This is a genomic window from Aquitalea sp. FJL05 (genome assembly GCF_003852595.1).
GTDB classification, from domain to species: Bacteria; Pseudomonadota; Gammaproteobacteria; order Burkholderiales; family Chromobacteriaceae; genus Aquitalea; species Aquitalea aquatilis.
Genome location: NZ_QAJS01000025.1, coordinates 1 through 12,349, shown reverse-complemented (window position 1 = coordinate 12,349; position 12,349 = coordinate 1). Strand labels below are relative to the sequence as shown.

8 protein-coding genes and 2 tRNA genes are annotated in these 12,349 nt (G+C 56.6%); all 10 read right to left on the bottom strand.

What is annotated here, in order from left to right:
- Positions 1-214 precede the first annotated feature (214 nt).
- On the bottom strand, positions 215-4,408 hold the full coding sequence (gene rpoC / locus DBR44_RS19365; protein ID WP_124645618.1) for a DNA-directed RNA polymerase subunit beta': 4,194 nt from the start codon (positions 4,406-4,408) through the stop codon (positions 215-217).
- Positions 4,409-4,464: 56 nt separating this feature from the next.
- Entirely contained in the window at positions 4,465-8,640 is a 4,176-nt protein-coding gene (gene rpoB, locus DBR44_RS19360) for a DNA-directed RNA polymerase subunit beta (protein WP_124645617.1), read from the bottom strand.
- Between the two features lie 155 nt (positions 8,641-8,795).
- The gene (gene rplL, locus DBR44_RS19355; RefSeq protein WP_059285903.1) at positions 8,796-9,164 is read right to left on the bottom strand and encodes a 50S ribosomal protein L7/L12; all 369 of its coding nucleotides are present in this window, start codon (positions 9,162-9,164) and stop codon (positions 8,796-8,798) included.
- Between the two features lie 36 nt (positions 9,165-9,200).
- Positions 9,201-9,695 carry a 50S ribosomal protein L10 gene (gene rplJ, locus DBR44_RS19350; protein ID WP_124645616.1) on the bottom strand — a complete coding sequence of 165 codons (495 nt, stop codon included), beginning with the start codon at positions 9,693-9,695 and terminating at the stop codon, positions 9,201-9,203.
- 90 nt (positions 9,696-9,785) lie between these two features.
- Positions 9,786-9,860, bottom strand: a tRNA-Thr gene (locus tag DBR44_RS19345).
- Between the two features lie 176 nt (positions 9,861-10,036).
- Entirely contained in the window at positions 10,037-10,732 is a 696-nt protein-coding gene (rplA, locus tag DBR44_RS19340; protein WP_124645615.1) for a 50S ribosomal protein L1, read from the bottom strand.
- Positions 10,733-11,164, bottom strand: a complete 432-nt coding sequence (gene rplK, locus DBR44_RS19335) for a 50S ribosomal protein L11 (RefSeq protein WP_059287632.1) — start codon at positions 11,162-11,164, stop codon at positions 10,733-10,735.
- Between the two features lie 98 nt (positions 11,165-11,262).
- On the bottom strand, positions 11,263-11,796 hold the full coding sequence (gene nusG / locus DBR44_RS19330; RefSeq protein ID WP_059287633.1) for a transcription termination/antitermination protein NusG: 534 nt from the start codon (positions 11,794-11,796) through the stop codon (positions 11,263-11,265).
- On the bottom strand, positions 11,796-12,152 hold the full coding sequence (gene secE, locus DBR44_RS19325; RefSeq protein ID WP_124645614.1) for a preprotein translocase subunit SecE: 357 nt from the start codon (positions 12,150-12,152) through the stop codon (positions 11,796-11,798). The genes nusG and secE overlap by 1 nt, the downstream gene beginning before the upstream one ends.
- 67 nt (positions 12,153-12,219) lie before the next feature.
- A tRNA-Trp gene (locus DBR44_RS19320) sits at positions 12,220-12,295 on the bottom strand.
- Positions 12,296-12,349 lie beyond the last annotated feature (54 nt).

Genomic DNA, 12,349 nt, shown 5'->3' with positions numbered 1-12,349 from the left:
ACGGTCAGGACCGTACGGCCCTTGCGAACGAGTTGGTTAATGGTTGGCATTACTATCAGTTCCTAGTTGATTCATTCTGCAGACAACACGTCTCCAGAAGGACGGAGGATTATATTTTAGTCAATCACTTACCGTCAAATAAAAAACGCTACGCCCTCAACGTTAACCGTTGATGGCGCAGCGTTTTTTCAACACTCAGCTGGCTTTAGCAAAATCAGCTGTTGTTTTCCACTTCGTCTACTGGCTGTTCTTCCAGCAATTGCGAATGCGTGGTGTCCAGACCCAGGCCTTGACGGCGACGGGTACGGTGGTAAGCCAGACCGGTACCAGCCGGAATCAGACGGCCCACGATCACGTTTTCCTTCAGACCGCGCAGATCATCCTTCTTGCCCATGATGGCCGCTTCGGTCAGTACACGGGTAGTTTCCTGGAAGGAAGCCGCCGAGATGAAGGAGTCGGTGGACAAGGATGCCTTGGTAATACCCAGCAGTACGTTTTCGTACTGAGCCGGTTCCTTACCTTCCGCCAGCATCTTGTCGTTCATTTCCAGTACATCGGCGCGTTCTACCTGTTCGCCCTGGATGAACTCGGTGTCGCCGCTGTCGGAGATGATGACACGACGCAGCATCTGGCGAATGATCACCTCGATGTGCTTGTCGTTAATCTTCACACCCTGCAGACGGTACACTTCCTGCACTTCCTGCACGATGTAGCGGGCCAGCGCCTCGATACCCTGCAGACGCAGGATGTCGTGCGGATCAACCGGACCGTCGACAATGGATTCACCACGGTTGACCACCTGACCATCGTGCACCAGTACGTGCTTGTCTTTCGGGATCAGGTTTTCGTAACCGCTACCCTCAAGATCGGTAATGATCAGGCGCTGCTTGCCCTTGGTGTCCTTACCGAACGATACGGTACCAGTCACCTCGGCCAGCATGCCGGCATCCTTCGGCGAACGGGCTTCGAACAGCTCGGCCACACGCGGCAGACCACCGGTAATATCGCGGGTCTTGGAGGATTCCTGCGGGATACGGGCCAGTACTTCACCCTTGCCCACATCCTGACCGTCACGCACGGTAATGATGGCGCCAACCTGGAAGGTAATGGATACCGAGGCATCCGAACCAGCCAGCTTCACTTCCAGACCATTTTCGTCCAGCAGCTTCACCAGCGGACGCAGCATCTTGGACTGCGAACCGGCACGACGCTTCGGATCGATCACGACCAGAGTGGACAGACCGGTCACTTCGTCGGTCTGCTTGGCAACGGTATTGCCCTCTTCCACGTTTTCGAACTTCACGCGGCCAGCGTATTCGGTAATGATCGGACGGGTATGCGGGTCCCATGTTGCCAGGACTGCACCAGCCTTGATCACCAGACCATCAGTCACCATCAGTGTGGCACCGTACGGTACTTTGTGACGTTCGCGCTCGCGGCCCATGTCGTCATGGATCACCACCTCGCCAGAGCGGGTGATCACGATCAGCTCGCCCTTGGAGTTGGCCACATAACGCATCTGGCTGGAGAAGCGTACGGTACCGTTCGACTTGCCTTCTACCTGGCTGGCAGCGGCATTTCGCGACGCAGCACCACCAATGTGGAAGGTACGCATGGTCAGCTGGGTACCCGGCTCACCAATCGACTGGGCTGCAATCACGCCAACAGCTTCACCAGCATTGACGCGCTTGCCACGTGCCAGGTCACGACCGTAGCACTTGGCGCACAGACCATAGCGGGTGTCGCAGGTAATGGCGGTGCGAACCTTGACTTCATCGATACCCAGGCTGTCGATCACATCAACCATGTGCTCGTCCAGCAGGGTGCCGGCTTCCAGTACGGTTTCGCCAGTGGACGGATCCACCACGTCTACCGCGGTCACGCGACCCAGGATACGGTCACGCAGGGCTTCGATCACGTCGCCGCCTTGCAGAACCGCCTTCATCACGAAGCCATTATTGGTGCCGCAATCATCCACAATCACCACCAGATCCTGCGTCACGTCAACCAGACGACGTGTCAGGTAACCGGAGTTAGCCGTCTTCAAGGCCGTATCCGCCAGACCCTTACGGGCACCGTGAGTGGAGATGAAGTACTGCAGAACCGTCAGACCTTCACGGAAGTTGGCAGTAATCGGCGTTTCGATAATGGAACCGTCCGGCTTCGCCATCAGACCCCGCATACCGGCCAGCTGCTTGATCTGTGCTGCGGAACCCCGCGCACCAGAGTCGGCCATCATGTAAATGGAGTTGAAGGATTCCTGATCCACTTCCTTGCCGTCGCGATCCAGCACCTTCTGCTTGGACAGCTCGTCCATCATGGCCTTGGCGATCTTGTCGCCGGTACGGCCCCAGATATCCACAACCTTGTTGTAGCGTTCGCCCTGGGTAACCAGACCTTGACGGTACTGCTCTTCAATCTCTTTGACTTCTTTCTGAGCTTCGCCCAGCAGCTCGACCTTCTTGCCCGGGATTTGCATGTCGTCCACGCAAATCGAGATACCGCCACGGGTGGAGTAGGCAAAACCGGTGTACATCAACTGGTCGGCAAAGATCACGGTATCGCGAATGCCGCAACGGCGGAACGATACGTTGATCAGCTTGGAGATTTCTTTCTTCTTCAGCGCCTTGTTGATGTGCTCGAACGGCAGGCCCTTCGGCAGGATGTCCGACAGGATGGCGCGGCCGACAGTGGTGTCGTAGCGCTTGATCACCGGCTGGAATTCGCCCTGCTCGTCCTTTTCCCATTCCTTCAGGCGGACGGTAATGCGGGTAGCCAGTTCGACCTGACGGGTTTCGTAGGCACGATGCACTTCCTTGGTGTCAGCAAACACCATGCCTTCGCCCTTGCCGTTTACCTTGTCGCGAGTCATGTAGTACAGACCCAGCACGATATCCTGGGACGGTACGATGATCGGGTCGCCGTTGGCCGGGGACAGCACGTTGTTGGTAGCCAGCATCAGGGTGCGGGCTTCCATCTGCGCTTCCAGCGACAGCGGCACGTGAACGGCCATCTGGTCACCGTCAAAGTCGGCATTGAATGCCGCGCAGACCAGCGGATGCAGCTGGATGGCCTTGCCTTCGATCAGTACCGGCTCGAATGCCTGGATACCCAGACGGTGCAGCGTCGGCGCACGGTTCAGCAGCACCGGATGTTCGCGGATCACGTCTTCCAGGATGTCCCATACTTCCGGCACTTCCTGCTCGACCAGCTTCTTGGCAGCCTTGATGGTGGAGGCCAGGCCCATGACTTCCAGCTTGTGGAAGATGAAAGGCTTGAACAGTTCCAGCGCCATCTTTTTCGGCAGACCGCACTGATGCAGACGCAGGGTCGGGCCTACGGTAATCACGGAACGACCGGAGTAGTCCACGCGCTTACCCAGCAAGTTCTGACGGAAACGACCGCCCTTGCCCTTGATCATGTCGGCCAGCGACTTCAGCGGACGCTTGTTGGCGCCGGTCATGGCCTTGCCGCGACGACCGTTGTCCAGCAGCGAGTCAACCGATTCCTGCAGCATGCGCTTTTCGTTGCGCACGATGATGTCCGGTGCACGCAGTTCCAGCAGACGCTTCAGGCGGTTGTTACGGTTGATGACGCGGCGATACAGGTCGTTCAGGTCGGAGGTGGCGAAACGGCCGCCATCCAGCGGTACCAGCGGACGCAGTTCCGGCGGCAGCACCGGCAGCACTTCCAGAATCATCCATTCCGGCTTCATGCCGGAACGTTGGAAGGCTTCCAGCACCTTCAGGCGCTTGGCAATCTTCTTGATCTTGGTATCGGAATTGGTGGCTTCCAGCTCGCGACGCAGGGTCTCGATCTCGGTATCCAGATTCAGACGCTTGAGCAGTTCGCGTACGGCTTCGGCACCCATCATGGCGACGAACTCTTCACCGTACTGGTCTTCCTTGTCCAGGAAGTCTTCTTCGGTCAGCAGCTGACGATATTGCAGCGGGGTCATGCCCGGATCGGTCACGACAAATGCTTCGAAGTACAGTACGCGTTCGATGTCGCGCAGGGTCATGTCCAGCACCATACCCAGACGGGACGGCAGGCTCTTCAGGAACCAGATGTGCGCGGTCGGGCTAGCCAGTTCGATGTGGCCCATGCGCTCGCGGCGAACCTTGGACAAGGTCACTTCCACGCCGCATTTTTCGCAGATCACGCCACGGTGCTTCAGACGCTTGTACTTGCCGCACAGGCATTCGTAGTCTTTTACCGGTCCGAAAATGCGGGCGCAGAACAGGCCGTCACGTTCCGGTTTGAAGGTACGATAGTTGATGGTTTCCGGCTTTTTAACTTCACCATAAGACCAGGAACGGATCTTGTCGGGTGAGGCGATGCCGATTTTAATCGCATCAAACTCTTCTTCTTGCGTTACTTGCTTAAAGAGGTCGAGCAGAGCTTTCATTGCGTCTCCAGTCAGGGGACAGGAGGCGCGGCATGATGCCGCGCCTTCTCACCCAATCAATAACGTTCCAGGTCGATATCCAGGCCGAGCGAGCGGATTTCCTTCACCAACACGTTGAAGGATTCCGGCATGCCCGCGTCAATCTTGTGTTCGCCCTTGACGATGTTTTCGTAAACTTTGGTACGGCCGGTTACGTCGTCGGACTTCACCGTCAGCATTTCCTGCAGAGTGTAGGCGGCGCCATACGCTTCCAGCGCCCACACTTCCATCTCACCGAAACGCTGGCCACCGAACTGCGCCTTACCACCCAGCGGCTGCTGGGTAACCAGGGAGTACGGGCCGGTGGAACGGGCGTGCATCTTGTCATCAACCAGGTGATGCAGTTTCAGATAGTGCATCACACCCACGGTAACCTTCCGGTCGAAAGCTTCGCCGGAGCGGCCATCGTACAGGGTCATCTGGGTCTTGGACTCGTTAAAGCCCATCTGCTCGGTCAGTTCGTCGCCGCTCGGATAAGCCAGATTCAGCATGTGCTTGATCTCGGTTTCCTTGGCGCCGTCGAATACCGGCGTGGCAAACGGCATGCCCTTGCGCAGGTTGTCCGCCAGATCCAGGATCTCGGCATCGGAAAGGCCTGCCAGATCTTCGGTCTTGCCAGTATCGTTATACAGCTGCTCCAGGTAGGCGCGAACGTCGGCAACATCCTTCTGTTGCTTGATCATGCGATCGATGCGCTCACCAATACCCTTGGCAGCCCAACCCAGATGCACTTCCAGAATCTGACCGATGTTCATACGCGACGGTACGCCCAGCGGGTTCAGCACGATGTCGACCGGACGGCCATCGCCCATATAGGGCATGTCTTCGATCGGCAGGATGCGGGAAACCACACCCTTGTTACCGTGACGACCAGCCATCTTGTCACCGGCCTGCAGGCGACGCTTCACGGCCAGGTAAACCTTGACCATTTTCTGCACGCCAGGCGGCAATTCATCGCCCTGGGTCAGTTTACGCTTCTTGTCTTCGAACTTGAGGTCGAATTCTTCGCGCTTCTGTACCAGGCTTTCCTTGATCAGCTCCAGCTGCTTGGCGATGTCTTCGTCGCTCATGCGGATGTCGAACCAGTCGTGCTTGACCGGCAGGCTGTCCAGGTATTCGTTGTCGATGGCAGTACCCTTGGCCAGACGCTTCGGACCACCATTGGCAACCTTGCCCAGGATCAGACGTTCGATACGGCTGAAGGCATCGTTTTCGAAAATACGCAGCTGGTCGTTCAGGTCGAGACGGTAGCGCTTCAGTTCGGCATCAATGATGGACTGGGCGCGCTTGTCGCGCTCGATACCTTCGCGGGTGAACACCTGCACGTCGATCACGGTACCTACGGTGCCGGTCGGAACACGCAGCGAGGTATCCTTCACGTCGGAGGCTTTTTCGCCGAAGATCGCGCGCAGCAGCTTTTCTTCCGGCGTCAGCTGGGTTTCACCCTTCGGTGTTACCTTGCCCACCAGTACGTCACCGGCTTCCACTTCGGCACCGATGTAGACAATACCGGCTTCATCCAGACGGCCTGCCATGCGCTCGGACAGGTTCGGAATATCACGGGTGATTTCTTCCGGTCCCAGCTTGGTGTCACGGGAGACAACCGACAGTTCTTCGATATGGATCGAGGTGTAGCGGTCTTCTGCCACCAGCTTCTCGGAGATCAGGATCGAGTCTTCGTAGTTGTAACCATTCCACGGCATGAAGGCGATGGTCATGTTCTGACCCAGCGCCAGTTCGCCCAGGTCAGTGGAAGCACCATCGGCTACCACGTCGCCACTGGCGATCTTGTCGCCCACCTTCACCACCGGACGCTGGTTGATGTTGGTGTTCTGGTTGGAACGGGTGAACTTGGTGAGGTTGTAGATATCCACACCCACTTCACCAGCAACCGCTTCTTCATCGTTGACACGCACCACAACGCGGCTGGCATCAACGTAGTCCACCACGCCGCCGCGACGGGCAACCACGGTGGTACCGGAGTCAACAGCGACCGAACGTTCGATACCCGTGCCGACAAACGGCTTTTCCGGGCGCAGGCACGGTACGGCCTGACGTTGCATGTTGGCACCCATCAAGGCACGGTTGGCGTCATCGTGTTCCAGGAAGGGAATCAGCGAGGCAGCAACCGACACCACCTGACCCGTGGCCACGTCCATGTACTGCACGCGGTCCGGGGTAGCCAGAATGGTTTCGCCTTTTTCACGGCAGGTAACCAGTTCGTCGATCAGGGTACCGTCTTCGCCCAGCTCGGCATTGGCCTGAGCAATGACGTAACGACCTTCTTCAATCGCCGAGAGGTAGTCGATCTCGTTGGTGACCTTGCTGTCCACCACCTTGCGGTACGGTGTTTCCAGGAAACCGAACTCGTTGGTGCGTGCAAACACGGACAGCGAGTTGATCAGACCGATGTTCGGACCTTCCGGGGTTTCGATCGGGCATACACGGCCATAATGGGTCGGGTGTACGTCACGCACTTCGAAGCCGGCGCGTTCGCGGGTCAGACCACCCGGGCCAAGGGCCGATACACGGCGCTTGTGGGTGATTTCCGACAGCGGGTTGGTTTGGTCCATGAACTGCGACAGCTGCGAGGAACCGAAGAATTCCTTGATCGCGGCCGACACCGGCTTGGCATTGATCAGGTCGTGCGGCATCAGGTTGTCGGACTCGGCCTGATTCAGGCGTTCCTTCACTGCGCGCTCAACACGTACCAGACCGGCACGGAACTGGTTCTCGGCCAGTTCGCCCACGGAACGCACGCGACGGTTACCCAGATGGTCGATGTCATCGACTTCGCCACGGCCGTTACGCAGTTCGCACAGGATGGCAATGACGGAAACGATGTCTTCAGTCGACAACGTGCCTTCCATCACGTCGCGGCGATGGGCGAATTTCTCGCCAATCAGCGACTTGAACCACTCCGGGGTCTTTTCATCGAACTTGTACTGATAAGTACGCGAGCTGAACTTCATGCGGCCCACGCGCGACAGATCGTAAGTTTCTTCGCTGAAGAACAGACGCTGGAACAGTGCTTCCACCGCGTCTTCAGTCGGCGGTTCGCCAGGACGCATCATGCGGTAGATGGCAACGCGAGCCTGCAGGCGGTCCAGGCTGTCGTCGGTACGCAGGGTCTGCGAAATATAACCGCCCTGGTCCAGATCGTTGGTGAACAGCACTTCCACCTGGTCGATCTCGGCCAGTGCCAGCTTGGCCAGCAGCTCTTCGGTGATTTCTTCGTTGGCGCGCGCCAGCACTTCACCCGTATCCACATTGGTGACGTTGTGCGACAGCACCTTGCCCAGCAACACGTCAGCCGGCACTTCGATGCGATCCAGCTGTGCAGTCTGGATATCACGGATGTGCTTGGCGGTAATGCGCTTGTCCTTGGCCACGATCAGCTTGCCATCGGCAGCCACGATATCGAACTTGGCCACTTCGCCCTTCAGACGTTCCGGCACCACGCGCATGAATACGCCGGTCTTGGTCAGATAGAAAGTATCGAAGCTGTAGAACTCGGACAGGATCTGTTCGTTGCTGTAACCCAGTGCCTTCAGCAGGATGGTCACCGGCATCTTGCGGCGACGGTCGATACGGAAGTACAGCAGGTCTTTCGGGTCAAACTCGAAGTCCAGCCAGGAACCGCGGTAAGGAATCACGCGGGCGGAGAACAGCAGCTTGCCAGAGGAGTGGGTCTTGCCGCGGTCGTGCTCGAAGAACACGCCCGGGGAACGATGCAGCTGGGAAACGATAACGCGTTCGGTACCGTTGATGATGAAAGAACCATTGGTGGTCATGAGCGGAATTTCGCCCATGTACACTTCATTCTCGCGCACTTCTTTTACCACCGGCTTGGACGACTCTTTGTCCAGGATGGTCAGACGAATACGGGCACGCAGCGGAGCGGCATAGGTAATGCCACGCAGCTGACATTCCTGCACGTCAAACGGCGGCTCGCCAAGGATGTAGTGAGCAAAATCAAGACGCGCATAGCCATTATGGCTGTTGATCGGGAAGATCGACTTGAACGCGGCTTGCAGACCAGCATCCTTGCGCTGATCTAGCGGTACACCCAGTTGCAGGAAATCGGCATAAGAATCAATCTGGGTCGCCAACAGGAATGGGACATCGAGAACACTGGCGCGTTTCGCAAAGCTCTTACGAATACGCTTCTTCTCAGTAAACGAATAACTCATAGAGTCTCCATCGAGGTGGTAGTGGCGCAAGAAACCAAAAGTCAGCAGCCACGCCGGGTAATTGCTGGCTTTTACTATCTTTGTTTCGGCCAATTACAAGCGCAATAAGGCTGGCGGATTTCTCCGCCAGCCTCACCTTCTTTTTTCAAAGAAGATTATTTGATTTCAGCCTTGGCACCGGCTTCGGTCAGTTGCTTCAGAACTTCTTCAGCTTCAGCCTTGGAAACGGCTTCTTTCACGGTCTTCGGAGCGCCGTCAACCATGTCCTTGGCTTCTTTCAGGCCCAGACCGGTGATAGCACGAACAACCTTGATCACGTTTACCTTGTTGTCGCCAGCAGCGTTCAGAACAACGTCAAACTCGGTTTTTTCTTCAACAGCAGCGGCACCAGCAGCCGGGCCGGCAACGGCAACGGCAGCAGCGGAAACGCCGAACTTCTCTTCGAACGCCTTAACCAGGTCGTTCAGTTCCATTACGGTCAGACCAGCAACGGCTTCGAGGATGTCTTCTTTGGTGATTGCCATGTAAAAATCTCCTGAATTCTATAAGAATCAAATAAGTTAAGCGGCTTCGGCTTGCTTCTCTGCCAGTGCTGCCAGGGCGCGGGCGAAGCCTGCAACCGGAGCCTGCATAACGTAGAGAAGCTTGGACAGCAGTTCTTCGCGGCTCGGGATAGAAGCCAGCTCAGCAACCTGAGCAGCATTCAGCACGTCGCCATTGTAAGAACCTGCCTTGACGATGATCTTGTCGTCAGCCTTGGCAAATTGATGCAGCACCTTGGCAGCAGCAACCGGATCGGTAGAGATACCGTAAACGAGCGGGCCAACCATTTGTTCGGCCAGCGCTTCGAATTGGGTACCAGCTACCGCACGGCGTACCAGCGTGTTCTTCAGAACGCGCAGGTAAACGCCTTGCGCACGCGCCTGAGCGCGCAGCTTGGTCATGCTGCTTACCTCGATGCCCCGATATTCGGCGATGACGAGGGTCTGAGCAGCGGCCAGCTCGGCAGCTACAGCAGCGACGACTGCCTTTTTATCTTCGATATTGAGACTCAAGGTCTACCTCCTAGACTGAAATGAAGCAGAAAAATTTCTGCTCCGCTTTGCAGCGGCGACCTATCAGGAGACAACATAGAGAAGGGAAACTGGTGCTCATGGGCGGAATTGAACCGCCGACCTCTCCCTTACCAAGGGAGTGCTCTACCCCTGAGCTACATGAGCCCTGAACTCTTCAGAAGCCTACTACGGGTACACCATCTGCGTAGGATACTTACCGCTGGGCAGCGGTTTGCGATTAAGCCTTGCGGCACCTACGGTCTTTGACAATCCGGCAAGCAAGCTTGCCAGCCCAAAGCCAATGGCAAGGCGGCGAACCGCCCTGCCTAACTCGCATCAGCTTAGGCGCTGATCGAGCTGGTATCTACACGAGCGCCAATACCCATGGTGCTGGATACGGCGATCTTTTTCAGATACACGCCCTTGGAGGCTGCCGGCTTGGCTTTCACCAGGGCATCAACCAGAGCGGTGAAGTTTTCACGCAGCGCATCGGCTTCGAAAGAAGCGCGACCGATAGTAGCGTGAATGATACCTGCCTTGTCGGTACGGTATTGAACCTGACCGGCCTTAGCGTTTTTCACGGCTTCGGCAACGTTCGGGGTAACAGTACCAACCTTCGGGTTCGGCATCAGGCCACGCGGGCCGAGGATTTGACCCAGCTGACCAACAACGCGCATTGCATCCGGGGAAGCAATGACTACGTCGAAGTTCAGGTTGCCGGCTTTCACTTGCTCGGCCAGGTCGTCGAAACCGACAACTTCAGCACCGGCAGCCTTGGCGGCTTCGGCGTTGGCACCTTGAGCAAATACAGCAACGCGTACCGACTTACCAGTACCACGCGGCAGAACAACCGAACCACGAACTACTTGGTCGGATTTACGCGGATCAACACCCAGGTTGATGGCGATATCGATCGACTCATCAAACTTGGCGGTAGCTGCGGTCTTAACCAGAGCAATTGCTTCTTCAACAGCGTACAGCTTGTTGCGATCAACAGTTGCCTTCAGGGTTTGCAGGCGCTTGGAAAGCTTGGCCATTTACACACCCTCCACTTCAAGACCCATCGAACGGGCGGAGCCGGCGATGGTGCGTACAGCGGCGTCCAGATCAGCAGCGGTCAGATCCGGCTGCTTGGTCTTGGCGATTTCTTCCAGCTGAGCACGGCTTACCTTGCCTACCTTGTCGGTATGCGGCTTGGCGGAACCGGACTTGATACCAGCAGCCTTCTTCAGCAGAATGGTCGCCGGCGGCGTCTTCATGATGAAGGTGAAGGACTTGTCTGCATAAGCAGTGATCACAACCGGAATCGGCAGGCCCGGCTCGATGCCTTGGGTCTGGGCGTTGAACGCCTTGCAGAATTCCATGATGTTCAGACCACGCTGACCAAGGGCCGGACCGATCGGAGGGGACGGGTTGGCCTTACCAGCGGGCACTTGCAGCTTTACATAGCCGACAATTTTCTTTGCCACGTTTAAAACTCCTAAAATGGGTATAGCGCGAGCGTGCACTCGCTTCCCGGACGAAAGCGCAAGAGTATATACGCTTACAAACTAACTGCCAAGCAGAATTACAGCTTTTCTACCTGACTGAATTCAAGCTCAACCGGCGTGTCGCGACCAAAAATCTGCACAGACACACGCAACTTGTTGCGCTCGTAATTAACCTCATCCACCGAGCCATTGAAGTCATTGAAGGGACCATCGATAACACGGACCTTCTCACCCACTTCAAACAGCACCTTCGGCTTCGGCTTCTCCACACCCTCTTGCATCTGCTGCATGATGGCCTCGACTTCCTTCTTGGAAATCGGCGCCGGGCGGTTAGCCGTACCACCAACAAAACCAGTCACCTTGGGAGTGCTCTTCACCAAGTGCCAGGTATCGTCGGTCATGTCCATTTCGACCAGCACGTAACCGGGGAAGAACTTGCGCTCGGTAATGGAGCGGCGACCGTTCTTGACGTCCACCACCTCTTCGACCGGAACAAGGATCTGACCGAACAGGTCAGCAACCTCGGAACGCTCGATGCGCTCACGCAGCGCCTTCTGCACACTCTTCTCAAAACCAGAATAAGCATGCACAACATACCAGCGCTTTGCCATTATCTACCTCGACCAAGAATTACATCGTAAAACAACCAGGACAGACCCGAATCCACCATCCACATGAACAGGGCCAATACCAGAACGAAGACGAAAACCATGCCGGTCATTTGCATGGCTTCTTTGCGCGTCGGCCACACAACCTTGCGCGCCTCGACCAGCGAGTCATTGGCATAGGCAACAAAATCCTTGCCCGGATGCGACAACCAAACCGCACCCGCCGCCAGCGCAACGCCAGCAATGAATGCCAGCGCGCGCAACACGCCCTGGTCTTCAGGAATCATGTAGAAGCCAACAACACCGGCCACTACCAACAGACCGGCCAAAGCCAGCTTGAGTTTATCTTGCATTTCCATGTGCGGAATGTTCTCTGCGCGTATGCGACAAAAGACCAACCGGCGCAAAGCGCCGGCTGGTCTTAATTGGCAGGCCAGGAGGGTCTCGAACCCCCAACCCTCGGTTTTGGAGACCGATACTCTACCAATTGAGCTACTGGCCTATAAACCTATTAATCAAGCAAGAATTTTTGCTACCACGCCGGCGCCAACAGTAC